General features: G+C 65.1%; 21 protein-coding genes. 4 read left to right on the top strand and 17 right to left on the bottom strand.

The window, feature by feature from the left end; genetic code table 11:
* Nucleotides 1-65 precede the first annotated feature (65 nt).
* Nucleotides 66-998 carry a DMT family transporter gene (locus ABXS05_RS11070; protein ID WP_367623945.1) on the bottom strand — a complete coding sequence of 311 codons (933 nt, stop codon included), beginning with the start codon at nucleotides 996-998 and terminating at the stop codon, nucleotides 66-68.
* Between the two features lie 96 nt (nucleotides 999-1,094).
* On the opposite strand from ABXS05_RS11070, the gene ABXS05_RS11075 reads away from it, so the two are divergent.
* The 3 genes from ABXS05_RS11075 to ABXS05_RS11085 all read left to right on the top strand — a co-directional run bounded on the left by ABXS05_RS11075 (nucleotide 1,095) and on the right by ABXS05_RS11085 (nucleotide 5,210).
* Nucleotides 1,095-1,718 (top strand): CGNR zinc finger domain-containing protein, encoded by a 624-nt coding sequence (locus ABXS05_RS11075; RefSeq protein WP_367623946.1) that lies wholly within the window; start codon nucleotides 1,095-1,097, stop codon nucleotides 1,716-1,718.
* Nucleotides 1,719-1,904: 186 nt separating this feature from the next.
* Entirely contained in the window at nucleotides 1,905-3,194 is a 1,290-nt protein-coding gene (locus ABXS05_RS11080; RefSeq protein WP_367623947.1) for a glycerate kinase type-2 family protein, read from the top strand.
* 156 nt (nucleotides 3,195-3,350) lie between these two features.
* On the top strand, nucleotides 3,351-5,210 hold the full coding sequence (locus ABXS05_RS11085; protein ID WP_367623948.1) for an ABC transporter ATP-binding protein: 1,860 nt from the start codon (nucleotides 3,351-3,353) through the stop codon (nucleotides 5,208-5,210).
* A 256-nt stretch (nucleotides 5,211-5,466) separates the two neighbouring features.
* On the opposite strand, the gene ABXS05_RS11090 is transcribed toward ABXS05_RS11085, so the two are convergent.
* From ABXS05_RS11090 to ABXS05_RS11155, 14 genes are all read right to left on the bottom strand, one after another.
* Nucleotides 5,467-7,716, bottom strand: a complete 2,250-nt coding sequence (locus ABXS05_RS11090) for an MGH1-like glycoside hydrolase domain-containing protein (RefSeq protein WP_367623949.1) — start codon at nucleotides 7,714-7,716, stop codon at nucleotides 5,467-5,469.
* Nucleotides 7,717-7,718: 2 nt separating this feature from the next.
* The gene (locus ABXS05_RS11095; protein ID WP_367623950.1) at nucleotides 7,719-8,774 is read right to left on the bottom strand and encodes an ABC transporter ATP-binding protein; all 1,056 of its coding nucleotides are present in this window, start codon (nucleotides 8,772-8,774) and stop codon (nucleotides 7,719-7,721) included.
* The gene (locus tag ABXS05_RS11100; RefSeq protein ID WP_149254489.1) at nucleotides 8,761-9,540 is read right to left on the bottom strand and encodes an ABC transporter permease; all 780 of its coding nucleotides are present in this window, start codon (nucleotides 9,538-9,540) and stop codon (nucleotides 8,761-8,763) included. Before ABXS05_RS11100 ends, ABXS05_RS11095 begins: the two co-directional genes overlap by 14 nt.
* A 9-nt stretch (nucleotides 9,541-9,549) precedes the next feature.
* Nucleotides 9,550-10,443: an ABC transporter permease gene (locus ABXS05_RS11105; RefSeq protein WP_394310112.1), complete on the bottom strand. Its 894-nt coding sequence runs from the start codon at nucleotides 10,441-10,443 to the stop codon at nucleotides 9,550-9,552.
* A gap of 282 nt (nucleotides 10,444-10,725) precedes the next feature.
* A complete protein-coding gene (locus ABXS05_RS11110) occupies nucleotides 10,726-11,790 on the bottom strand; it encodes an ABC transporter substrate-binding protein (RefSeq protein ID WP_311933233.1) in 1,065 nt (354 codons plus the stop codon).
* A gap of 87 nt (nucleotides 11,791-11,877) precedes the next feature.
* Nucleotides 11,878-12,849 (bottom strand): PfkB family carbohydrate kinase, encoded by a 972-nt coding sequence (locus ABXS05_RS11115; RefSeq protein WP_367623951.1) that lies wholly within the window; start codon nucleotides 12,847-12,849, stop codon nucleotides 11,878-11,880.
* Nucleotides 12,846-13,892 (bottom strand): ADP-ribosylglycohydrolase family protein, encoded by a 1,047-nt coding sequence (locus ABXS05_RS11120; RefSeq protein WP_367623952.1) that lies wholly within the window; start codon nucleotides 13,890-13,892, stop codon nucleotides 12,846-12,848. The genes ABXS05_RS11115 and ABXS05_RS11120 overlap by 4 nt, the downstream gene beginning before the upstream one ends.
* Nucleotides 13,893-14,395: 503 nt before the next feature.
* On the bottom strand, nucleotides 14,396-15,496 hold the full coding sequence (locus ABXS05_RS11125; protein WP_367623953.1) for an autoinducer 2 ABC transporter substrate-binding protein: 1,101 nt from the start codon (nucleotides 15,494-15,496) through the stop codon (nucleotides 14,396-14,398).
* 160 nt (nucleotides 15,497-15,656) lie between these two features.
* Entirely contained in the window at nucleotides 15,657-16,625 is a 969-nt protein-coding gene (locus ABXS05_RS11130; protein ID WP_367623954.1) for an ABC transporter permease, read from the bottom strand.
* A 12-nt stretch (nucleotides 16,626-16,637) separates the two neighbouring features.
* Nucleotides 16,638-17,633 carry an ABC transporter permease gene (locus ABXS05_RS11135; protein ID WP_367623955.1) on the bottom strand — a complete coding sequence of 332 codons (996 nt, stop codon included), beginning with the start codon at nucleotides 17,631-17,633 and terminating at the stop codon, nucleotides 16,638-16,640.
* Nucleotides 17,633-19,141: a sugar ABC transporter ATP-binding protein gene (locus tag ABXS05_RS11140; protein ID WP_367623956.1), complete on the bottom strand. Its 1,509-nt coding sequence runs from the start codon at nucleotides 19,139-19,141 to the stop codon at nucleotides 17,633-17,635. The genes ABXS05_RS11135 and ABXS05_RS11140 overlap by 1 nt, the downstream gene beginning before the upstream one ends.
* 388 nt (nucleotides 19,142-19,529) lie before the next feature.
* Nucleotides 19,530-20,312, bottom strand: a complete 783-nt coding sequence (locus ABXS05_RS11145) for a DeoR/GlpR family DNA-binding transcription regulator (RefSeq protein WP_311933240.1) — start codon at nucleotides 20,310-20,312, stop codon at nucleotides 19,530-19,532.
* 54 nt (nucleotides 20,313-20,366) lie between these two features.
* The gene (locus tag ABXS05_RS11150) at nucleotides 20,367-20,939 is read right to left on the bottom strand and encodes a class GN sortase (protein ID WP_367624307.1); all 573 of its coding nucleotides are present in this window, start codon (nucleotides 20,937-20,939) and stop codon (nucleotides 20,367-20,369) included.
* A 65-nt stretch (nucleotides 20,940-21,004) separates the two neighbouring features.
* Nucleotides 21,005-23,260, bottom strand: a complete 2,256-nt coding sequence (locus ABXS05_RS11155) for a marine proteobacterial sortase target protein (protein ID WP_367623957.1) — start codon at nucleotides 23,258-23,260, stop codon at nucleotides 21,005-21,007.
* A 315-nt stretch (nucleotides 23,261-23,575) separates the two neighbouring features.
* Here ABXS05_RS11155 and ABXS05_RS11160 point away from each other — a divergent pair, with 315 nt between their 5' ends.
* A complete protein-coding gene (locus tag ABXS05_RS11160) occupies nucleotides 23,576-24,349 on the top strand; it encodes a helix-turn-helix domain-containing protein (RefSeq protein WP_311933887.1) in 774 nt (257 codons plus the stop codon).
* Between the two features lie 71 nt (nucleotides 24,350-24,420).
* Here ABXS05_RS11160 and ABXS05_RS11165 read toward each other — a convergent pair whose 3' ends face one another.
* On the bottom strand, nucleotides 24,421-24,822 hold the full coding sequence (locus ABXS05_RS11165; RefSeq protein ID WP_367623958.1) for a rhodanese-like domain-containing protein: 402 nt from the start codon (nucleotides 24,820-24,822) through the stop codon (nucleotides 24,421-24,423).
* 80 nt (nucleotides 24,823-24,902) lie between these two features.
* Nucleotides 24,903-25,229 carry an ArsR/SmtB family transcription factor gene (locus ABXS05_RS11170; RefSeq protein ID WP_367623959.1) on the bottom strand — a complete coding sequence of 109 codons (327 nt, stop codon included), beginning with the start codon at nucleotides 25,227-25,229 and terminating at the stop codon, nucleotides 24,903-24,905.
* Nucleotides 25,230-25,304: the final 75 nt, after the last annotated feature.

The following is a 25,304-nucleotide window of genomic DNA, read 5'->3' on the forward strand; positions in this document are numbered from 1 at the left end:
TACCGGAATCGCGCCTTGCGTCAACTTTTGGTTCCAGGGCGCTTTTTCCTTCGCCACCACTGCCCTCAGTTCGTGACCGGCTTCAGCCGCGGCTTGGGCTCTGCCATGGCAAGGCCGGCTCCGGCCAACATCACCGCCATGCCGAGAAGGTCGAGCAGGCGCACCTGTTCGCCGAAGCAGATCATGCCGAGCAGTACGGCGATGATGGGAGACACGAACGCATAGGTCCCGGCGCGGGTGGCACCGATCTCCCTGAGAAGCGTCATGTAGATGGTGTAGCCGATCAGCGAGCCGAAGAGCACGAGGAACAGCCACCCCGCCCAGGCTGCCGAACCCCATTGGCCCGCCAAGGCGGGAATTGCTCCGGGCTCGCCGGCAAGCGACAGGGCCAGCAGCAGCAGGCCACCGAAGAGGGTAGTGGTGCCGGCCACGAAGGTCGAGGAATAGAGCCGCAGCAAGGGACGCGCTACCACCGAGCCCCAGCCATAGGCCACGGCCGCCCACGACACCGCTGCCGCCCCGGCCAGGCGCAATGCCGCGCCCTCGCCCGCCGCGGCGGACCAGTTTCGAACCGCAGTCGGCCCGAACAGGATGGCCAGCCCTGCCATGCCGAGAACCAGGGCACCGAAACGCCGCCGGTCGAAACTCTCTTCCCGCAGCCAGAGCGCAAAAGCCATCAGCGCTATCGGCGTCAATGACATTTCGAGCACGGCAGCCGTGCCCGAATCGACATGCGCCACGCCCCAGAACAGCGCCGCGTAACATAGCGTGATCATCAGCAGACTGGTGGCCGCAAGACGCGGCAGGTCCCGCCATGCCAGCCGCGGCAGCCCCTCGCGCCAAGCGGCGAACCCGAGCAGTAGTACACCCGCCGCGGTAAAGCGCGTGCCGGCGAACAGAAGGGGCGGCACCACCTCCACGCCGGCCTTGATCCCGATCCAGGTGGTTCCCCAGATCACGCAAAGAGCCAGGAACAGCAGTGTGGTGCGGCTAGGCATGCGGAACCTCTGTCGACTTGTTGTAACGGTTATATATCATTATAAGCGTTACAATGCACGCTTGAGTTTGGAGCCCAGGCGCTGGAAAGTGCGAGGATGAGCCAGACCAGGACCATTGCCACCGCCCGCCTCGTCGGCGGACATCCGGCCTTGGATTTCGTCAACACGGTCGACGCCTGGCGCGACCGCTGGGGGCCGGACCTGCTCGTCGCTTATGGCGACCTCGTCACCTGGGCCGAACGGGTCGATCTGATCGATTCGGCCCTGTCGGCCCGCCTGCGGCACCAGGCCGATACCAAGTCTGCCGAGGCGGACGCAGCCCTGACGCGGGCCCGGGCCCTCCGCACGACGTTGAGAAATCTCTTCCTCGCCGAAACCATGGACGAAGCGGGATGCGAGGAGGACGGTGTCCGCCTCAATGCCATGCTGCAGAACGCCAACCATCAGCGCGAACTGCGCCTGGTCGCCGGCTCCTTCGAATGGGGGTGGCGCGAGAGCGATAGTCTCGACGCCATCCTTCATCGCATCGCCTTCGCCGCGGCGGACCTGCTCACCAGTCGCAGTGACCGCCGCAATGTGCGGGAATGCCATGGCATCAATTGCGGCTGGCTCTTCCTCGACACCTCGCGTGGCGGACGCCGCCAATGGTGTTCGGAAGAGGCTTGCGGCACTCATATGCGCGTGCGCCGCTTCCGCGAGAAAGGCGGCTCGGACACCTGACCGCCTGTGGTTTTCAAAATTGCCGCCAATGGGCTGGCCTCGCTGCGCCTCCATGGGTTAAGGGACATGGCAAGCCATTGCCTGCCGCCGCCTGGTACCTCACCAGACGGCGGGAGGGCAGATGCAAGGAACAAGCATGGAGCGTTTCCTTGAACGCGCCTTGCCTCGAGGGAGCCCGAAGACGCAATGCCTGACCATGCCGATGCCCGCCGCCAGACTCTCGACGCCATTTTCACGGGGGCGGTCGCCGCGTCCCATCCGGCTACCTTCCTGCCACAGCATCTACCCGCGCCACCCAGCACAGGGCGTCTGATCCTGCTCGCCGCTGGCAAGGCGGCCGGCAGCATGGCGGAGATCGCCGAAGCCCATTACACCGCCCTCGGCATCCCGGCCGATCGCATCGACGGCGTCGCCGTGGCCCGGCATGGCTATGGCCGCCCGCTCAAGACCCTGCCCATGATCGAGGCCGGCCACCCTGTGCCGGACCAAGGCAGCATCGACGGCGCCGAGCGCGCGCTGGCGCTTGCAACTGCAGCCGGCGAGGATGATCTGGTGCTGGTTCTGCTCTCCGGCGGCGCCTCCGCCAATTGGGTGGCACCCGCCGGTGCACTGACCCTGGACGACAAGCGCGCCATCACCCGCCATCTCCTGCGCTCGGGTGCCGCGATCGGCGAGATCAATGTGCTGCGCAAGCGCCTGTCGCGCATCAAGGGTGGGCGCCTCGCCCAGGCCGCCTATCCCGCGCGCCTGCTCACCCTGGCCGTCTCGGACGTGCCGGGCGATGATCCCGCTGTGATCGGCTCCGGCCCCACCGTGCCCGACCCCGTCAGCAATGCCCAGGCCCTTGCCATTGCCGAGCGCTTCAACACGCCTCTCGGTGCGGCCGGGGCCCTCTTCGAGGATGCCGGCAACGAGACGCCAAAGCCGGGCGATGCCGTCTTTGCCAACAGCGAGTTTCGCATCGTCGTCACGCCCGGCGACATGATCGCGGCCGCGACCCGCCTTGCCGAGCAGCATGGCTACGAGCCCGTCGTGCTCGGCGCCAATGTCGAGGGCGAAGCCCGGCAGGTCGCCGCCGACCAGGCGCGGCAGGCCCGCGCGCTGAAGGCTGCCGGCCGCCGCGCCGCGCTGATCTCCGGCGGAGAGCTGACGGTGACCATCACCGGCAAGGGACGCGGTGGCCCCAACCAGGAATTCAGCCTGGCCCTGGCCCTCGCCCTCGACGGCGAGACCGGCATCAGCGCGCTCGCCGCCGATACGGATGGCACCGATGGCGGCGGCGGCCTCGCTACCGACCCGGCCGGCGCCATCGTCGACGAGACCACGCTCGCCCGTGCCCGCGCGGCGGGAATCGATCCGGCTGCCTATCTCGCCGACAACGACTCGACCGGTTTCTTCGAAGCCATCGGCGATCTCGTCGCCCCCGGCCCGACCTTCACCAATGTCAACGACCTCCGGGTCATCCTGGTGGATTGAGGCGTTTACGGGAAAGGAAGATGCGGACGTCCCGTCCGCATTTTTGAAACATCCGTCCGCCGCCAAGAAGGCTGGCGCGACTCGTAATTTGACCTGAAACTCCTGCTTTGGTGTCGCCGCTAGCGATTCCAGCATTGTTTCAAGGTCATATTTTCGATGTTTGCGCGCTTATTCCGATTTCTCGAAAGCCGCATAGACATATTCGCCGCTTTCGACGAACACGACACGCCACCCACCGGGGTGTGGCGTTTCATGTGGCATCACCTCAAGCCCGTGAAGGGCTGGCTCGCCGCCATCATGGCGATCGAGCTGGCCTTCAGCGGCGTGGAGGCCGGCATCTATCTGATGGTCGGCTGGTTCGTGGACCTGCTCAACAAGGGCTCGCCGCAGACCCTGCTTCGCGACCACGGCCTGCTGCTCGCCGGAGCCCTGTTCGTGATTCTGTTCCTGAGGCCGATTCTGTTTTTCGTGACCCAGGCCGTCACCAATCTGATCGTCGTGCCGCCGCTGACCAACCAGATCCGTTGGCGCAACCACATCTACACGCTCGGCCATTCCCTCACCTATTTCCAGAACGACTTTGCCGGGCGCCTGTCGGCACGCGTGATCCAGGCCGGGCAGTCGATCCGCTCGGCGATCATCGCGGTGATCGGCGACCTCTGGTATGCGCTGGTCTTCGCCGGGGTCACCATCGGCTTCTTCGGCTCGGTCGATGCCTGGCTGGTGCTGCCCGTCGTCCTCTGGCTGGCGGCCTATGCCGCACTACTCTCCTTTTTCGTGCCACGCGCCCTCAAGCGCTCGGAAGCCAATTCCCTCGGCCGTTCGACCACCACCGGGCGCATCGTCGATTCCTATACCAACATCCTCACCGTGAAGCTGTTCGCCCGCTCCGACCTCGAACGCTCGGCGGTGAAGGAGGCGCTCAAGCGTTGGAACCAGAGCTTCCTGGACCTGATGCGCCTGATCCTCGGCGCCAGTTTCGCGCTGCAGGTGCTCAACAGCCTGCTGCTGGTGGTGATCGCCGGTATGATCCTCCTGCTGTGGAGCCAGGGCAACATGACGGCCGGCGCCGGTGCGGCAGCCCTCACTCTGGTGCTTCGACTGATCCAGCTCTCGGGCTGGCTGATGTATCTGATCCGAGACGTCTTCGAGAATATCGGCGCGGTGCAGGAAAGCATGCTCACCATCGCCAAGCCGCATGACCTTGTCGATTCTCCCGATGCGGCCACGCTTTCGGTGCCGCGCGGGGAAATCGTGTTCGAGCATGTCCGCTTCGGCTATGGCGGCACGCAGCCGGTGTTCACGGATCTTTCGCTCACCATCCGCCCCGGCGAGAAGGTCGGCATCGTCGGCCCGTCCGGCGCCGGCAAGTCGACGCTCGTCAACCTGCTGCTGCGCCTCTATGCGATCCAGTCGGGCCGGATCCTGATCGACGGGCAGGACATTGCCGGCGTCAGCCAGGACAGCCTGCGCCGGCAGATCGGTGTGGTGACACAGGACAATTCCCTGCTGCACCGTTCCATCCACGACAACATCGCCTATGGCCGCATGGAAGCGAATCGGGACGCCATCGAGGACGCCGCCCGGCAGGCCGCCGCGCATGACTTCATCGTCACGCTGGGGGATCAGGACGGCCGCGCCGGCTACGAATCGCGCGTGGGCGAGCGCGGCGTGAAGCTCTCGGGCGGACAGCGCCAGCGCATCACCATCGCCCGCGTACTGCTCAAGAATGCCCCGATCCTGGTGCTCGACGAGGCAACCTCCGCCCTCGATTCCGAGGTGGAGGCAACAATCCAGAGCCAGCTTCGCCGCCTGATGCATGACAAGACGGTGCTCGCGATCGCCCATCGCCTCTCGACCATCGCCGAACTCGATCGCCTGATCGTGCTCGATGGCGGCCGTATCGTCGAGCAGGGACGGCATGAGGACCTGATCGAACGCGATGGCCTCTATGCCAGGCTGTGGCGGCGCCAGTCCGGCGGCTTCCTGGCCTTGGAGGATAGTTCGGCCGCTTGAGTAAGCATACAATTTAGTACCTGGGGGTAGGCTCGTTAGTACCTGGGGGTAGGCTCGTGGGTCGAGCGAGATGATAGGGGACCGTAAAGGCTCGACATTTGTGCCCCCTCGCCCCGCTTGCGGGGAGAGGATTGAGGTGAGGGGCTACACAGAACTCACATTGCTCGCGCAGCGCTGCCCCTCATCCTCACCTTCTCCCCGTAAGAACGGGGCGAAGGGGTGGCCAGCGTCGCATTTCTTGGCCGGAATTAGCAGTCTATGAGCGAGATGCCTTATGCTTCACTCCCGCACGCCACCGCAGCTCGAAATCGGCCGCCTTGGCGCTCGCGGGAAGGTGAACCAGGATGCCGCCCTCCTCCGTGGTTGCGACCGCCTCGCCGTCGAGGCTCGCCCGGGGCTTCATGCCGGCATGGAGATGCGGGAAGCGCAGGAAGCATGCCCGCTCGAGCGGCGGCAGCCGCAATGACAGCATGCCGTCCATCATCGAAAGCTGGGAGATCCGTCCGGCGACATCGGTGTCCAGCACAGTGCGCTCGCCCTGGATCAGGCGCAGGCGGCCCTGCGAAAGAGCGAGGCGAACCTGCCCAGCCGGGCTTGCGAAGGGTCCCAACTCGCCCTCCCCGCCCGGATTGGCGATTTCCCAGCCATGCCAGGGCGTGACATCGGTCGCAGCGGCGATACCGAGCTTCGCCATCAACGCCCCCCAGCTGTAGAAGCGCTCGGTGTCGGGCTGGTCGAGCGGCTCACCCGTCTCGGCATTGTAGTTTTCAGGGCAGATACGCCGGCTTTCCCAGGCGGAGCGGAACAGCGCAAAGCTGCGCTGGGCCAGGGCCGACGCCCTCTCGTCCAGCCCGTAGCGGTGCAGCCCGTGATAGACGAGATAGTTGAAGGGCGGCCAGATCCGGCCGCGCCAATAGGAATTGTCGCCGAAGGCGGGATCCGCACGGCTGACACCGGGAATGACCGGATCGCCGCCAAAGGCCATGGGATCGTCGAGATGCTGACATAGCCGGTCGACCTGCTCGGGCGTCGCGGCACCGGCAAGCATGGGATAGAAACTCGTCGGTGCCAGGCTCTTCACGAAGCCGCCGCCGCGCCGGCGATTGGCGAAGATGCCGCGATCGCCGTCCCATAAAGTCTCGCGAATGAGGTCTTTCGTGGCCTCGGAACGAACGGCATGGGCAGCCGCCTCCTCCTCACGGCCCAGCTCCGAGGCCATCAAGGCGAGCATCTCGGCATCAAGGGCCAGCAGGCTGTTGAGGCCGACATCCCAGAGATCGAGCGTGCGCGTCGCCTTGTCGTAGCGGGCCTCGTCGTGGACCGGCGAATTGTCCATCGCCGATTCATTGCGCGCCCCGAAATGAGTGCCCTTGTAGAGCCCGTCGCCCATATCCGAGGTGCCGAAGGAGGCAAGCCCCGTCCCGCCCGGATCGCGTTCGCGCCACCACCAGGCATGGTTGCGCGCCAGCGCGGCATAGGCGCCCTCGATCAGGTCTCGAGCGCGAAGGCGCAGATAGAGCTGCCAGACCACGAAGCCGCCGATGGGGCTCTGGCTGCGATCGACCCAGGCATCGCTGGCCGTCAGCAGGCAGGGCAGGTTGCCCTGTGGCGTCGCGCCCGAAAACACGGCGGCGAGATTGTCGCGCGCCAGGCCGGCATCGAATTCGCCGGCCATCAGGGCGGCATAGAACTGGTCGTTCAGCCAGACGCCAAAGCCGCCGAACTTCCCGAGGTCCCAATTGCGGCTGATGGCGGTATAGGGGCGCTGGTTTATGCCATCCCATACCGTGTTCCAGGCGACGACGTCGCGCAGCGCCGCCAAAGCGGCGGCGGGCTCGCCAACCGGTTGAGGCGGCACTATTTCGGGCTGCGCCAGCAGGGCCCGCGCCTGGGCGATCGCGAGGTCCTGCCTGTCGGCCATCGCGAGCGCGAAGCGATTGTCGCGCATCATTTCCAGGTTGAAGCGCAGCACGAGGACGGGCGCTGCCCCGGCCCGGGAGCGGGTATGGAAATAGCCGTGCGTTTCGTAGTCCTGCACCGCATCGGCGAGACTAGCATGTCCAGTCACCTGGACAGGCGGCTCCTCGCTGACGAGCGCCGCGAAGCGATGCCCGACACGGATGACGGCAGCGCCCTGCGCTGCGTCGAAGCGAACCTCCTCGCCGCTGTCCGACGACAGGCAGAGATTGATCCAGAAGCGCAGCCCCCATTCGCCGGCCTTGGCCGTCTGCCAGCTGCCGGTGAGGCTGAAGGGATCGGGCTTGGCGTAACGCCAGTCGAGGGTCGTTCCGGCGTGGGAGAGTTGGAGCTCCACCAGCGAGGCATCGAGGGCGTGCCGCCCCAGCGTGACGGCATCGCCCGGTTCGAACAGGCAGGCCTTGCCCGTGCTGGCCGCGAAGGCAAGCGGCGTGAGCCGAAGGCCGAGCGGCAGGAACACCATTTCGGCCGGCCGCGACGACCAGCTGTTCCACGCGCGTTCGAGCGGAATATTGACGCTGACCGGCATTGTCAGGCCTGCAACAGAACGGTGTTGGCCGGCGACCAGGCCAGCGTGATGGCCTGTCCGGGCGATACCGCCGAGACCTCCCGGTTCTGCGACAGGACCTTGATGTCGCTGCCATCAGGCCCTTCGGCGATGAAGGTCGAGACCGCACCGGCATAGATGATCTCGCGTATCCGCGTGGCGAAGACATTATCGCCGCCGGGGTTTTCTCCCGGCGCCAGAAGCCGCATCTTCTCGGGCCGCACCGCCGCCGTGACCTTGCTGCCGGAGCCCGGCAGCCCATCGCTCGTATGGATGACGCCGCCGTCGATCGCGATGCCGTCGCCGGTCATCTTGCCCTCGAAGAAATTGGCGTCTCCCAGGAAGGAGGCGGCAAAACGCGTGCGCGGGCGCTCATAGATGTCGAGCGGCGCGCCCTCCTGCACGATGCGCCCGCCATCGAGGATGGCCACCGTATCGGACAGGGTCAGCGCCTCCTCCTGGTCGTGGGTGACGAAAATGGTCGTGAGCCCGCTCTCGCGCTGGATGCGGCGCAGTTCGATCTGCATGTCCTGGCGCAGGCGCCGGTCGAGCGCGGACAGGGGCTCGTCCAGCAGGAGAACCCTCGGCTTGGTGACAATGGCACGGGCCAGCGCCACGCGCTGCTGCTGCCCGCCCGAAAGCTGCTTGGGCTTGCGCTGCTCGAAGCCGGTGAGATGCACCATCTCCAGCACCCGCGCCACCTCCTTGCGCGCCGCCTCGCCGCGAATGCCCTGGCGATTGAGCCCGAAGATGACATTGTCGAACACGCTCATATGTGGGAACAGTGCATAGGACTGGAACACCATGCCGACCTTGCGCTGCCACAGGGCCACCCCCGTGACGTCCTCGCCCCCGAACAGGATGCGCCCCTCATCCGGATCGACGAAGCCGCCGATGATGCGCAGCAGCGTGGTCTTGCCGGAGCCCGAGGGGCCGAGCAGGCTGGTGAACTCGCCCGCCTTGAAGGCGGTGCTCACCTTGTCGAGCACCCGCAAGGATCCGTAGCCCTTGCTGATCGAAGCGACTTCAACGCCGATCACGACTGCCTCCCAGATTGGACAATTGGGCGAAGATCAGCACGAGAACGGCCGAGACGCCGAGGAAGATGGCGGAGATCGCATTGATCTCCGGCGTGAAGCCCTTGCGGATCGAGGTGTAGATCTCGACCGGCAGGGTGGAGACGCCCGGCGTCGCCAGAAAGTAGGAGACCACGAACTGGTCGAGCGAAACCGCGAAGGCGAACAGCAGGGCTGCGATGATGCTCGGTGCCAGCAAGGGCAGCGTCACCGCAAAGAAGGCATGGATTGGCGTCGAGCCCAGGCTCATCGCCGCCTCCTCGAGATCGGCCCGCAATGTCTGCATGCCGGTGCCGACGATCAGCACGACATAGGGGATGGCCAAAGCGACATGGCCGATCAGCATGGCATGCAGGCCGCGCCCGATGCCCGTCCAGAAGAAGAACACCAGCATGGCGGTGCCGGTGATCAGCCAGGGAATGGCGATCGGCGGCAGCAGCAGCACCTTGAGCAGCGACTGCCCCCGGAAGGTGCGGCGGTTGAGGGCAAGCGAGGCCAGGGTACCGACAGCCGTCGCGATGACCGAAGTCGCCAACGCGATCATCAGGCTGTTGTAGGTGGCCGAGAGCAGAGGCCCGTTCTCGGCGAGGACGCCGAACCAGTGGAAGGTCGGCTCGATCGGCAGGGTGTAGAGGGGCGAGGCGTTGAAGGCCATCGCCACCATCACCGCGATGGGCAGATAGAGGAAGACCAGGGTGGCGGCGAGGAAGGTGCGCCCGAGTGCAATCATGGCGCCCTCCTACGGCGTCGCGGCGCGGCCGGACAGCACGCGCGAGGAGACGGCGAAGATCGCGAGCACCACCGCCAGCATGGTGAAGGACAGGGCCGCGCCCAGCGGCCAGTTGAAAGCCGCGGTGAACTGGTCCTCGATCACGGTGCCCATGGTGACGCCGATACGTCCGCCCAGGATACGGGGCTCCATGAAGCTGCCGATCACCGGCACGAAGATCAGGATCGATCCGGAAATCAGGCCGGGCATGCAGAGCGGCAGCAGGATCTTCCAGAACACCACCGGCGTGCGGGCACCGAGACTGCGAGCGGCCTCGATGGTCGAATCCTCGATCGCCGTGGCTGAGAGGTAGCAGGTCAGGATCATATAGGGCAGGTAGGCATGGACCAGGCCGATGATGATGGCCGGAAAACTGTAGAGCAGCGACACCGACGGCGCGGCCGGCACGATCCAGTGCAGGGCATAATCGAGAATGCCCCCTTCCCGCAGCACCATGGTCCAGGAGAACACGCGCACCAAGCCGTTGGTCCAGAATGGCAGGATGATCAGGAGGAACAGGATGTGCCTGGAGCGCCCGGCGGTCGCACGCGCCAGGGCGATCGCGGCGGGAAGGCCGATCAGCGCGCACAGGCCCGTGGTCCACAGCCCGATCTGGATCGAGGTCCAGGCGACGTTGAACAGATAGGGCCGCTTGATGAAGGCGAGGTAGTTGTCGACGGTGTAGACCAGTGCCCGCCCCGGAACCGGCGAGCTCTTCAGGAAGCTGAAGAACAGCATGGCGCAAAGCGGCAGGAAGACGGCCAGCAGCAGCCAGCCATAGGCCGGCGTCAACAGGGCGGCCGTGGCCCAGCCCTGCCCCAGGCGCCTGCGGGGGCCTGACTTGCCGCCATCGGCTTTCGACACGATCTCCACTCGTCCCTCCCCTTGTCGCCGGCATCGCTCAGCCTGAAAGCGGCGATGCAGCAAGCGCCATGGACCCTTCCTGCGATTGCAAGACGGTAGCGAACGGCCCTTGTCCGATGTGACAAGGGCCTGCCGATCTGATTCACGCCAAGCCGCCAAACCCTTGACGTGAAAGTCTTTTCCACGAGGTTCCCGGCGGAACGAGGCCCGCCGCAACCCTGCGGAACTGATTCATTCGGACTGGCTACTTCCTTGAATCAGCGTCGCTTTCTTGAAGCCCTGCTATTTGGCGTAGAAGGCCTTCACTTCTTCCCACAGGTCGTTGAAGGCCTGGCGGCGATCATCCGGCAGGGCGGCCATGAAGGTGAGCTTCGGCAGGTAGTCAGCCTTGTGGATCTGCCGGTTGAGATCATCGGCCGGCAGCTTGTTCATGGCTCCCTCATTGGCGGAAGCCGGTGCGCCCGCTTCCTTCGCCCAGGTCAGGTAGAAGGTGGGGTCGATCATGTAGTTGAGGAATTTGAGCGCATCCTCTTTCTTGGTGCTCGACGTCGGCACCGCCAGGCTGTCGAGCCAGCCGATCGCCCCTTCCTTGGGCACGATGAATTCCACCGGCAATTTGTGCTGGCGGATGGAGCGCACCGCCGCGCCGGACCAGTAGACGGAGATGTCGAAGGAATTGGCGGCGAAGGCCTTGTTCCATTCGTCCTCGCTGGACCACATCAGCTTGACGTTCGGCTTCATCGCCTTGAGCACCTCAGTGATCTTGGCGAGGTCCTTGGGATCGTTGGCATCCTGGCCGGTCAGCAGGGCGCCGATGCCGACCGAGGTGACCGCATCGTCGAACAAGGCCAGCTTGCCGGCATATTTGGGGTCGGAGAAGATCGTCCAGCTGTCGGCGCTGATGCCCTGGCGCACAGCGAGGGAATTCATGCCCCAGAGCCAGGCCAGACCATAGGTCTTGCCGTCGGCCTTGAGATTGGCGTGATCCTTCAGCGCCGGCGCCAGGTCCTTGGCATTGGCGATGGTGGCGAGATCGACCGGATCGATCAGGCCTTCGGCCTGTGCCTGCTGGGTGCGGGCGCTGTTGATCAGCACCACGTCATAGGCACCCGGATTGGTGCGCAGCTTGGTCAGCATCTCCGGTTCGGAGTTGAAATAGTCATGCTTGACCGTGATGCCGGTCTGCTCGGCGAAAGCCTTGAGCGCGAAGGCCTCGTCGGTGCCGTAGCCCTTCCAGTTGAGCACGGTGATTTCCTTGGCCTGGGCGGAACCCGGGCGCGCCCACAAGCCGGCGACGGCCGCGGCTCCCAGGGCGGTAAAATGGCGGCGCGTGATCCGATATGTCATCTTTCCAATTCCCTTCGTCGATGGCGACATGCTGCTCTCGATTTTCTTATCATTGGTTGGGCGTTCGTGCCTGCGGGGGCATCCACCCTATCTTGTTGTTGTCCTCTCGGCCTCCTGTTCGGCCAGGAAGGCGTTCAGTTCGTCCGTATGGGGCGCGGTTGCCGGCCCCTTGCGGGTGACGGCAAGGGCAGCGGCGGCATTGGCGCGCTTCGCGGCCTCGGCTGCGGGATAGCCGGCCGCGAGCGCGGCGAGGAACACGCCGGTATGGGCATCTCCCGCTCCGGTGGCGTCGACCATGCGTACGGACGGTGCCGGAACCTGCAGGCCGGGCTCGCCGATGTCGCCCCCAAGCAGGAAGCACCCGGCCGAGCCATCCCTCAGGATCACCAGGGCGCCCGGCGACAGGCGATCGCGAACCCGCTTGGCGGCCACTGCCTTGTCGTCGGCTCCGGTGAGCAGGCCGGCCTCGCGCCGGTTCAGGGTCAAGATATCGGCCCGTGCCAGCACCGCGGCCATGATGTCGGCTGGAATATCGGCGACCAGGGGACCGGGATCGATCATCACGGTGACGCTCGGCGGCAGGCCGGCGATCCAGTCGGCGATCGCGGGGCCGAGTTGCGGGTAGCAGAGATCATAGCCCGAAGCGAACAGGGCATCGGCCGGGCCCAGTTGCAGGGCGGAGAGCGGTTCTTGCCCCGGCCGCGCCTCGACGCCAGGGCTGGTGACGAAGGTGCGCTCGCCGTCAGGCTCGACCATCACGATGCAAAATCCGCTGTCGCCATCCGCGCTCATCGGCATCAGCACCTCGATGCCTTCGGCGACCAGTTCGGCACGAATACGCTCGCCATAGGGACCATCGCCGTGCTGGCCGGCAAAGGCGGCCTTGAGCCCGTTGCGGGAAGCCGCCGTGAGGATGTTGAAGCCCCCTCCCGCGCTGATCGTCGCCCCGGACCCCAGCACGTCACCACCGCGTTGCGGCAAGCGGGGCACGTCGAGGCGGACATCGGCCAGGATGCTGCCCACGGACAGGAGACGAGTGAGAGGCGGCCTGGTGCTCATGCCGTCGCGGGCCCTTTCCCGGTGGGCGGCAGGATCGATGCCCTGCCTCGCAGCGCCAGCAGGCGATCCGCCAGGCCGACAAGATCGAGATCCGGATTGGCGGCTTCCAGGGCAGAGATCACCGGGGCCGGAAAGCCTTCGACGCCGTGGCAGGCGCCGGCGACTGCGCCGGCGATGGCGGCGACGGTATCGCAATCGCCACCCAGGCTCGCCGAAAGGCGGCAGATACGCCAAGGATCTTCGGGCGCCAGCGAGATGATGGCCATCGCCGCGGGCACGGCCTCCTGCGTGGCGACGCCGGTTCCGACGATGTCGTAGATGAGTTCGAGGGCCTCGGCTTCGCCTTTGCCCCGCACCAGCTCGATCGCCCAGCGGATCCGCGCGGCGATATCGCCGCCGGCGAAATAGAAGCCGCGTTTCGCCCCATGCCGTGCACCCTCCACGGCGGCCTGCAGCGCCTCGTCGATGCTTGCGCCGTCGACAGCCGCGCTGACGGCGGCGGCAACGGCCGAGGCGCCGGCAAGGCCGATCGTGGTGTTGTGGGTGACATGGCCGGATTGGAAGACCGCATCGACCAGCGCCTCGACGGGACGCGCGGGGAAGACGATGCCGACCGGGGCAACGCGCATGGCCGCACCATTGGTCGCGCCGGTGCGCCCGGTCTCGTCGGTCGGCATGCCTTCGGCGATCAGTGTCAGCGCCTTGCGGGTGGAGGGGCCGAGGAGATCGGCAGAGCCCGCCGCGATCATGCGGGTTTCCCAGGCCAGAAGTTCGTCGGCGAAACGCCTGGGATCGACATAGCCTTTACCCTCGACCAGGAGTTCGCCGAGGATGACGGCCTGGTCGGTATCGTCGGTCACCCGACCCGCCGGCATGCCGCGGCTGATCGGGTTGTCGTCGGGCGCCGGTTCGAAGCGCTCGAGGATGCCGTAGCGTGCCGAGACGACGGAGCGCGGCATATATTGCGTGGGCATACCCAGGGCATCGCCGATCGCCAGGCCGACCAGCGCCCCCCGGGCTCGGCTTTGAGCGGAAACAGCCATGGTTGCCCTTTCGAGGAAGCGCCAAAAATTCGTTTGTGTACAAACGATCTTCCCGTGCAATTCGCCCCCTGTCAAGGGGCATCCGATCAGAGCGTTTTGCGATTTGGCGGTTACGCCAAGAATCGCAAAACGCGTCGAACCAAAGAGCTAGAGCAAACAAGCGTCTCCGTCTCAACGCGCTTTGCTCTAGGTAGCCGGATACTGCTTTCTCCACACCGATTCCGGATCGGCGTCAAAGGAAAAGCCGGGATTTCTCCCGGCCTTCTGCTTGTTTGAACACTGGGCGACAATCCGATTCGGGAAAGACGCCTACAGCGTTGATGCGGTTCACATAAGTGCCTTCGAGATTGCACAACCTTTGTCATTGCCGGGCTTGACCCGGCAATCCAGCTTCCTGGTCGGCAACACGCGGCTCCTGGATAGCCGGGTCAAGCCCGGCTATGACAAAATGGGGCGTTTTCTCCCCCACGTGAACTGCTTTGGCTTACAGCCTTGATCCTTCGTCAGAAATCGAACTTGTCGATGTTCTCCTTGGTGAAGACGAAGGGCGAGCCGAGCAGGACTTCCGAGCCGTTGATCACATTGAGCTCGCCGAGCTTGCCGGCCTTGACTTTGGTGTCGCCGGGCTTGAGCGAACCATCGGCCGTGGCGCGCAGGACCTGCATGGCGGCATAGCCAAGATCGACCGGATTCCACAGCACCACGGATTTCACGCAATCCTTGGCGACATAGGGCTTCATGGCATTGGGCGTGGCCAGCCCGATCACCGCCACCTTGCCGCACTGGCCGGCCTGGGTCACCGCCTCGGCCGAAGCGGGCGTGGCGACGCTGGTCATGCCGAAGATGCCCTTGAGATCCGAGCCATATTTGTTGATCAGCGTGGTCGCCTGCGAGAAGGACAGCGCATTGTCTTCCTGCGCTTCCACCGTCTCCAGGAGCTTCAGCTTGGGATGGCACTTGGCGGCATAGGCTGCCATCTCGGCGATCCAGCGGGCCTGGTTGGGCGTGGTGAAGGTGGAGGTGACGATGGCAACGCCCGCATCCTCGCCGCTCTCCTTGACCATGTTGTCGACCATGGCCTTGGCGATGCCGTTGAACTCGGCCTGGTTGACGAACCACTGGCGGGAATCCGGCGTGGAATTGGCGTCATAGCCGACGACGTTGATGCCCTTGGACAGCGCCTTCTTCAGCACGGGCGCGATCGCGACCGGGTCGTTGGCGGCATAGAGAATGCCGTCGACGCCGGAGGTGATGTAGTTGTCGATGAAGGTGATCTGCTCGTCGATATTGGCCTTGGTCGGGCCGTCGGTCTTGGCATCGACATTGCCGAGTTCCTTGGCCGCATCGGCGATGCCCTTGGAGGTGGCGTTGAAATAGCCGATGCCGATGAGCTTGGGCACGTCGACCACCTTGATCGGCTTGCCCTTGCGGTCGGGTGCGCCGGTGACGGCACCGCCGTCATAGGGCTTGCTCGTCGCGCTGGCCGGCGTGGCATCGCAGGCGAGCGGATTGGTGGGAAGGTCGCCGCCGGTCCAGGCCGAGGCGGCATGCGCCAGGCCCACCAGGGACACGCTCAAGGCGAGAGCCAGGGATATACGGATCATGGTCTTCCTCCACAGTTCGCCGGTCTTGTACCGGCTGCCATTGCCGTCCTCGCCGCCGGAGAAACCGATTCCGGAACGAGAGCCAGATCGTTGAAATTGAACGCCTTACGCCAAAACATCCTCTTCGAGCGGGAGCACTGCCCCCGCCGAAAGATCTTCGTCATGCCGGCCGCTTGCGACCGGCGATGCGGCTCAGCAGGGGAACCAGGTTGCTGAGCAGCACGGTGAGGATCAGGGCCGTACCGATCAGGATGATGGTGCTGTCACCCTTGTAGCCCTGCAGCAGCAGGCCGTTCTTCAGCGCCTGCATCAGAGCAAGGCCGAGCACCGTGCCGATGACGGTGCCGCGCCCGCCGAAGATGCTGGTGCCCCCCAGCACCACCGCCGTGATGGCATCAAGCTCCCAGCCCGACCCCATGTCCGAGCGCGTGGTGGTGACGCGGGAGACGAAAATCACGCCGGCCAGCGAAGCACACAGGCCCGAGGCGCCATAGATCAGGATCTTGGTGCGGTCGACCGCGATGCCCGAGAAGCGCGCGGCAATCTCGTTGGAGCCGATCGCATAGGTAGCACGGCCGAACACGGTCAGGCCGAGCACGCAGGCCGCCACGATCGCCGCCAGCACGAGCAGCCAGACCTGCACCGGCACGTCGAGCACCTGCCCCTGCCCCAGCACCAGGAACCAGTCGGGATAGCCGCGCACGGACCGGGCCTGGCTGATGCCCTCCGCCAGGCCGCGATAGAGGGCGAGCGTGGCCAGGGTGGCAATCAGGGGCGGCACCTTGAAGCGGGTGATGATCAGCCCATTGACGACGCCGCACAACGTGCCGAGCGCCAGAGCCAGCACGATGGCGACCGGCAGCGGCAGGCCGAGATTCTGCCAGAGCACGCCGAGCACGATGGCGACCACGCCGACGATCGAGCCGACGGAGAGGTCGATGCCGCCGGTGACGATGACGAAGGTCATCGCCAAGGCAATCAGGCCGATCTCCGTCATCAGCCGGGCCTGGTTGAGGAGGTTGTCGACGGTGAGGAACCTGTCGGAGGATTGCGCCAGGAAGACGAGCACGACCACCAGCAGTAAAGCCAGGATGGCCTCGTGGCGGAGCAGAAGGGAGCGCCAGTTCATCATGCCCTCCCCTCAAACCATGCGATGGCGGCGGACCATGTCCGCCAGCACCGTGACGAGGATGAGCACGCCGACGATCGCCTGCTTCCAGAACACCAGCACGTTGGAATAGGGCATGAAGGTCAAAGCCGAGGTGATGGTGGCGAACAGCATCGCCGCCAGGGTCGAGCCGATCACCGTGCCGGTGCCGCCGAGGATGGAGACGCCGCCGATCACGGCGGCGGTGATGACGGTGAGCTCGAGACCGGGCGGCACGGTCGACTGGATCACCTGCAGCTGCGTGGCGAAGAGCAGTGCCGCCAGACCCGCGAAGAAGCCGTGAATGGCGAAGACGGCAACGGTCACGGGCTTGGCCGGAATGCCGGCTGCGCGGGCAGCCTCCGGATTGCCACCGACCGCATAGATCGAACGCCCGAAGGCCGAATAGCGCATCCAGAAGGCGACCGCCGCCGTCAGCACCACCATGATGACGATGGGCGAGCGCACGCCGAACCAGCTCATCTGCGCGATCAGGAAGTCGGGCGGCAGGTTGTTGATCCAGTTGCCGCTGGTCGCCAGGATCAGACCGCCCTTGAGGATCGAGAGCATGCCGAGCGTGACCACGATGGAGGGGATGCTGGCATAGGCGACCAGCACACCGACGAAGGCATTGATGGCGATGCCCACCAGCACCGGCACCAGCCAGGCGATCCAGACGGGATAGCCCTTGGTCGCCAGCGTACCGGCGATGGTGGCGAGCACGCCGATCAACGAGCCGATGGAAACGTCGATGTGGCCGGATATGATCACCATCGCCATGCCGATGGCGGCCACGGCGATATAGGCATTGCCGGCGAAGATGGCGTTCAGGTTGCTGGCGCCAAGAAAGCGCGGATTGTAGAGGCCGATGGCTGCGATCAGCACGACGAGCGCGCCGAGCACCACCATCTCCTGGCCGAGCCCGCCGAAGAGGCGCGCCAGGGGGCTACGCGAGGGCGCAAGGGCGGAAGAGGATGCAGTTTCGCCCATCAGGCGGCTCCCTGCAGGGGTCGAGCATTGGTCATGGCGGCGCCGACGGCATCGGGCGTCGCCCGGACACGGTCGAATTCGGCAACGATGCGCCCGCCATTGATGACGAGGACGCGATCGCTCATGCCGAGCACCTCCGGCAGTTCGCTCGATATCATCAGGATGGCGACGCCCTGCTGCACCAGCCGCCCCATCAGCGCATAGATCTCGGCCTTGGCGCCGACATCGATGCCACGGGTCGGCTCGTCCATGATCAGGATACGCGGATTGGCCTCCAGCCACTTGGCCAGCACGACCTTCTGCTGGTTGCCGCCGGAGAGCTGGCCGACGACCTGCTCGGGGCCGCGGGTGCGGATGCCCAGGCGCTTGATCGCCTCCACCGAGCGGCGGATTTCATCGCCGAAGCGGATGGCGAAACCGTTCGACATCTTGTCGAGTACCGCCATCGAGACGTTCTCCCGGATGGTCATCGGCCGCACCAGGCCCTGGGAGCCGCGATCCTCGGGCACATAGGCGATACCAAGGTCGCGCGCCTTGCGCGGGCCGTCGATCACCACCTTGCTGCCATCGACCAGAATCTCGCCGGTGCCGGCCGGCGTGATGCCGAAGATGGTCAGCGCCAGTTCCGTGCGCCCTGAGCCGATCAGGCCGGCGAGGCCCAGGATCTCGCCGGCCCTGAGGCTCAGCGAGACGTTCTTCACCTTGCGGCCGTAGCTGACGTCGCGCAGTTCGAGCGCGACCTCGCCGAGCGTTGCCTCCACCTTCGGGAAGAGCTGCTCGATCGAGCGGCCGACCATCATCGAGACGAGCGAGGCCTCGGTCACCTCGGAAATGTCGCGCGTGCCGATATAGCTGCCGTCGCGCAGCACCGTGACCCTATCCGCCAGCTCGAAGATCTCGGGCATGCGGTGGGAGACGTAGATGATGGCGACACCGCGCTCGCGCAGCTTCTTGACCACGCTCATCAGGCGGCGCACATCCGCCTCGACCAAAGCGGCCGTCGGCTCATCCATGATCAGCAGGCGGGCATCCTGCGACAGCGCCTTGGCGATCTCGACCCGCTGGCGATTGGCCACGGAGAGGGTGCCGACCTTGGCATCCACGTCGAGATCATGGCTGTCGAGGGAATCCAGGAGCTGCCGTGCCCTGAGGCGCATCGCGCTCCAATCGAGCCCGCCCCACTTTTGACGGGGGGCATTGCCCAGAAAAATGTTCTCCGCCACTGTCAGTTCCGGGAACAGCAGCAATTCCTGATAGACGGTGGCGACACCATGGCGGCGCGCGTGGCGCGGAGAGGTGAAGCGGACAATCTCGCCGCCGACCGTCAGCGTGCCGGTATCCGGCTGATGCACGCCGGCGATCACCTTGATCAGCGTCGACTTGCCGGCGCCGTTCTCGCCGAGCAGGGCATGGACCTCGCCCGGGCGCACGTCGAAATTGACGTCGCGCAGCACCTTCACCCCGGAAAAGGATTTGGAGATGTCGCGGAGGCTGACGACGGCTGTCATGGCGCCCTCCGAACGACGGCCGCCCTGGAGCGACCCAGGCGTGATCGAAAGGCTTGCCCGGTGGTGATCGCCATCCGGCCGACCCACGTCTCCCCCATGTCAGCGCCTTTCCTCACGCTTTTTTGTAAGACATATCGCCCAACTAGATCAAAAATCATCTTTCAGCAAGCGGGATACAGCATCCTGTGCAATAATTAACTCATGCATGATCTAGAATCGTCACTCTCGCAATAGCCGGATTTCAGAGAGAGACTAGCATTATCCGTTATATTTCAATATTTAGAGGCACCTCGGCAACGGGGCGGCGCCGCCTGGCGTCGCCAACACATGCAAAGGCCTGAGCGCCAATTCGATTGATCTTAATCACAAAGACCAGGACGCGGTCATGTCAGACGGCATCGGGCGAGAGAGCAACGATCCGGATCGTGATGCCGGCATTCTCGAGCATCTTGGCATCCCGATCCGACAAGCCATCATCGGTGATAAGCACGCCCACCCGGGAAAGCGGCAAGGCGACGCTGCGCGCACGGATGGCAAATTTCCGACTGTCCGCCAGCACGACGACCTGATCGGCATTGGCGCTGAGATCGATGATGGTGCGCACCAGCAGGGGGTGGGATTCCAATAGCCCATCCCGTCCGATGCCCTGGGCACCGAGAAAGAACTTCGATGCATAGAACGGCGGCGCCGGAGCTGTGGGATGGATGATGCCGGGCTCGCGGTGCAATTCGCCTCCCGCAACCGTCAGGCTGCAGCTGCCGCGGTCGCTGAGAAAGGCGATCAGGGGCATGGAATTGGTATAGAGGCGCACATTGCGATGCGCGAGCTTCGCGCCGAGATAGAAACAGGTGGAGCCACCATGGATGATGACGGAATCGCCATCGCGCACCAGCGTCGCCGCTTCCTCCGCGATCGCCTGCTTGGCTTCCACGGCGAGATCGCGATTTTCGTCATAAGGCTTGGCCGCATGACGGCCGGGCGCGGCCGACCCGTCGAGCGCCGCGATGCCGCCATAGACCTTCTGGGCCTTGCCGGACTGGTCGAGCTTGTCGATATCCCGGCGGATGGTGGCAGCCGACACGCCCAATTGCCCCTGCAGGTCACGCACAGTGAGGAAGGGACGCTTGCCCAGAACCTCGATGATCCGGTTCTGACGGTTCAGTTCGCTCAAGGCTCGCTCCCATTGGACGTTTCGTGAGCAAACTAGATCATGGCGAACGCAGCTTCAATCGATCTTCCTCATACCTTCCTGCACCATCTCGGCGTAAACGAGATAACGCAGGGGGCCGCTGGCGACGGCATTGAACGGCCAGCAGGTTGCCAATACGAGGTGGCGGCCGGGCGCAACGGGGTCGATGCCCGAACCATCCCAGCGGCGTATGTCGTGGCCGGTGACACGATAGCGAGCCGTGATGCCTTCGCGGTTGGTGATCTTGATCTCGTCGCCAAGCCGCATTTCGCTGAGGAAGGCGAAATGGGTATCGCGATGGGCGGCATAGACGGCGGTGCCCTCCTCCCCGGCCGCCGGCGTACCGGCGACATGAGCCGGCCCGAACGCCAAGGCCTGTCCGCTTGCTCCCTCCAATGCCACCGCGCTCTTGCCGAGGCGAGGTACCTCGATGCGGGCGGCCGGATAGGTATCCAGCCAGGACCAGGGCTTGACGATGGCGCCGCTGGCGACGGACTGGTCGAAGGCCCGGTCGAGCAGGATCTGGGCCAGGAAGGCCTTGGCGTGGATCCACGCCCCCTGCCCGGCCAGGACCAAGCCGGCGCAGAACAACCCACCCACGACCAGCATCCGCAGCTTGGCTGGCAAGGAAGCTCCCGCCGCTGCGGGCGGGAGCCTTTCGAGTTTGAGCGCGATCATGCCACAGCCCTACGCCGGCGGGTGAGGAAGCCGAAGCCAAGGCCGCCGGCGAGCAGCAGGCCGCCGATGATCAGGCGCAGTTCGGCGTCGGTGGCGGTCTGCGGCAGGCTGATCGCGCGCGAGGCATCGATCGTCTGCACCTTCCTGCCATCGAGATCGAGCAGGGCCTGGCGCTGCTCGCGGTCTGCAACCGTCTCGCCCTTGATGCCGAACACCTTGTCGAAGTCCCAGCCGGCCGGCAGGTTGAGCGGCACGTCGGAACGGGACAGGCGCACGCCGCGGGGGCGGACCGGGGTCTTGTCCACCGCCACCAGGCTGGTGAAGCGGGTGACGAGGTGATGATCGAGGGCGAGCGCCAGGATGCGCTTGTCGGCATCCTCGCGGCTGATCTGGCGCAGCGTCTGCGCCACTTCGGTGTCGTCGATCTTGCGGCGCGCCCACAGCTTGGAGATGCCGGCTCCCTCGGCGGCGCCGGCAACCGGCAGCGAGATGGACCAGCCCTTGCCGTCAATGAGGCCGCGTACCTCGACATTGCCCGCGAGTTGCTTGACCTTGGCCGCCAGCACCAAGGTCTCGCCATGATAGAGGTCGGGCAGGATGCGCGGCGTCACGTCAGCCGAACCGGCCGAGATGGCGACGTCGACATTGGTCATCGCCGGGCTTTCCAGTTTGTCGACCAGTTGCTTCATGCGCTCCTGCACCTGCTCGACCGAGCCGATCTGCATGAAGGCGCCGCCGCCGAGCTCAGCCGCGCGGGTCATCAGGTAGGAATTCGGCGCCGAGCCGATACCGACCATGAAGACACGGGAGCGACCGCGATGCGAGGCGATGGCATCGAACAGTTCCTGCTCGTTGTCGATGCCGCCGTCGGTGATGAACACCACTTGGCGCAGGAAGCCCTTTTCATCGGCATGGTCGTCCTTGAGGGCCTCCAGCATGGGGGCAACCATCATGGTGCCGCCATTGGCCCGGAGCCGCGAGACATAGTCCTGGGCCCGCGCAATGTTCTCGGGCGTGGCCTGCAGTGTGCCACCGAAGAGATTGGTGAAGGTGTCGTCGAAGCGGATGACGTTGAAGCGGTCCGATGGTGTCAGGCGGCCGAGAGCATAGGTAAGGCTTGCCCGGGCCTGCTCGATCGAGGTGCCGCCCATCGAGCCGGAATTGTCGATCACGAAGGTGACGTCACGCGGACGCTGGTCGGCTTGCGCGCTCCTGAGGCTGGGCGGCGTGACATAGGCAATCAGATAATCGTCGCTGCCGACCTTTTCACGGAACAGGCCGACGCCCGGCGTCTGGCTGGGCTGGGCAGACCAAGTCAATTCGAAATCTCGGTCAGCCGGCACCGATCCCGAGGCCAGTTCGATATGGCGGGCCTGGGGGCCCTTGTCGGTGATCTTAATGGGATGAAAGGCACTCTTCACGTCGCCCAGCGCAAAGCCGGCGTCGAGATCGATGCGGATCTGCACGGGATTGACCGGCGCATTCTCGCGCGGATCGAGAACGGGCGCCTGCGGCACCTGGCTCGAGGCCGGAGCCGGCGTGACGGCGCCCCAGCCCGACTTGTCCTGGAAGGTCACGGTCTGAGCGGAGCCGGCGCCGATCCCGCTCGGCGAGAAGCGCGGCGCCACCACCAGCGGCACGCGGAGGGAGAAGGTGTTGTCGGCCTGACGCACCGGTTCCTGATATTCGATCTGGATCACCACCGTGTCCCCGGGGCCGATATTGGCGATCGAGTTCATGAACATGTTCGGCCGTTGCTGCTCGACCAGCGCCGCCTTCTTGCCTTCGGCCTTGGCGCGCTCATAGACGAGCTTGGCCTGCTGCTTTTCCTTGATGTCCGCCACGACGACGCGCTGGCCGATTACCATCTTCATGGTGTCGACTGCGGCACCGTCGGGCAGCGGGAAGACATAGATGCCCTCGACCCAGGATTTGCTCGGATTGTGGAACATCTGGGTCAGCGTGGCGCGGATTGTGGGGCCGCTGACGTTGAGCTGGACATCGGTGGCCGTCCTGACGGCCTCGACATAGCTGCCGGGATCGTCCGTGCGCATGAGCAGGGATCCCGCCTTGACATCGTCGACGGTGATGCGCGGAGCGGCATAGGCGCCCACCACGAAGATGAGGAAGGTTGCAAGGACCAGCACCACCATGAGGAAACGTTCGGCCAACGCAATCAGCGCGGCGCGAGCGATGCCGGAATGAGGGTGCCGTCGTCTGCCGGTTTGGCGGCCGGCAACCGCTTGGTTCATGTGCATGTCGTCCTCGGTTGAACGCTGTCTGGCCTCAGTTGGCCTGGTTCCGTTCTGCTCCCGCGAGGACCGTGCGTACGAGCTTCATTAACTGCGTTTGTTAGGCATAAACCGTCACAAATCGCCTTGCCGGCTGTGGACTCCTGCGGCAATGTCCGGTTTTGTACGTGATTGTGCGCAGAGCTATGTCGGCGCCTCCGAGCAAAGCGCGCTCATGTCTGAACGCGCTTTGCTCTAAAGCTTTGTTTTAACGCATTTTCCTCATCGAAAAGTCGATCGACTCTTCGATGAGGAAAATGCTTTTGCAGGACCGGTATCTTGACGTCGGACAGCGAGTTTTCCAGCGAACAAGCCCACCAGATCACGCTCGCGGTGCGCGAGGCTCTGGCGCGTCGGCGCATTTCGCGCCAGACCCTCGCCGAAAAGGCCAAGATCAGCCTGTCGACCCTGGAGAAGGCCCTTTCCGGGCGGCGCCCCTTCACGCTCGCCACCGTCATTCGCCTGGAGGAAGCCCTCGGCACCGACCTGCGCCATGCCGATTACGCTCCCGCCCCGGCTGCCATCCAGGGTGGTGGCACGGCGCCGGAACATCTGGGTTCCTACACCAAGGCGGCCGTGTCCTGGCTCACCGGCAATTACCTCACTCTGCGCCCCTCCTTCGGCGAGGCCGGAGCGGTGTTTGCCTATCGCACCGAGATCACCTGGAGCGACAGCGCCTCCCGCCTGATCTTCCGCGAGGCCGAGCGCCTCGACACCGGCTTCAACCAGCAGGGCGAGGTCTCAGTGCCGAACCAGTCCGGCCATGTCTATCTGGTGACGTCGATCAGCGGGCAGTACCGGGTGGCAGTGGTCGGCCGTCCCATGAATACCGGTGAGATGTACGGCATCCTCACTTCGCTGCGTGCCGGGCGTGGCACGCAGCTCACGCCCGTATCAGCCGCCATCGCCCTGGTACCGATTCCTCCCGGCCGCGAGGCCGACCTCTCCTTCGGCAGGATCGGCCCGTCGCATCGTCACTATGGCGCGTATCGCGAGCATCTCGATCGCGTGACGGCGGAGGAGTTCGCGCTGTTCAAGCCAGGGCCGTAGAGCCGAGATTGACGCCCAATGAAGTAATACCGGCTTGCAGGATATTTGACCGCCTCTTCCTGGGACCGCCTTCACCTCTCCCCGTCCGCGAAAGCCAGGCCTTCGTCGGCCCAGCCCGTCAGGCCGCCGATCATGATCTTCACCGGACGGCCGAGCCGGGCAAGCTTGAGGGCCGCCTGGTCGGCCCCGTTGCAGTGCGGGCCGGCGCAATAGACCACGAAAAGGGTACCGTCAGGCCACTGCGCCATGCGCCCGGCATCGATCTCTCGATGCGGCAGGTGAAGGGCACCCGGAACGTGCCGACGGCGGAAGGTCTCCGACGAACCGACGACATGCAGCAGCACAAAATCCTGCTTTCCGGAGGCAAGCGCCTGGGCCACGTCCGAGCAATCGGTCTCGACCGACAGCCGGCGCTCGAAATGGGCGATGGCAAGGTGGGATGGGGCCGCGGGAATGGCGCTGACCAGGCTCATGATCGTCTCCTCATGCTTGGATGCGATCCTGATAGGCCATGCCTGCCGCTGCAGGGAACCGGCGCGACTGCCAGTCTACGTCAAGATCTGGCCAAAGCCACCTCCGCCGCAACCAGAGCCAGTAGGCCAGGAAAGCGCGTCTCGATGTCCTGGCGGCGCAGGCTGGCGGCCCGGCTGTTGCCGCGATCGAAATGCCAGATCAGGCCCGCCTCGCGCAGCACGCGGAAATGATGGGTCAGCGTCGCCTTGCTGACCTCGAAGCCGAAGGAGGCGCAATGCCGCGCCGTGCCGTCGGGTGCCTCAATCAGTTCGGCGATCACGCGGCGGCGTAGCGGATCGGCCAGCGCCGCCAGCAATTTGCCGAACTGCATTTCTTCCGGCTCGGGATGGCCTTCGCGATCGGCCATGGATAACCTCCAAGGTAAGCCTTGCATCATACCTATGCGATCTGCTAGGTAAGGCTAATATCTTACCAAGGAGGC

It is taken from the genome of Labrys neptuniae, assembly GCF_040797145.1.
Lineage (GTDB): Bacteria > Pseudomonadota > Alphaproteobacteria > Rhizobiales > Labraceae > Labrys > Labrys neptuniae.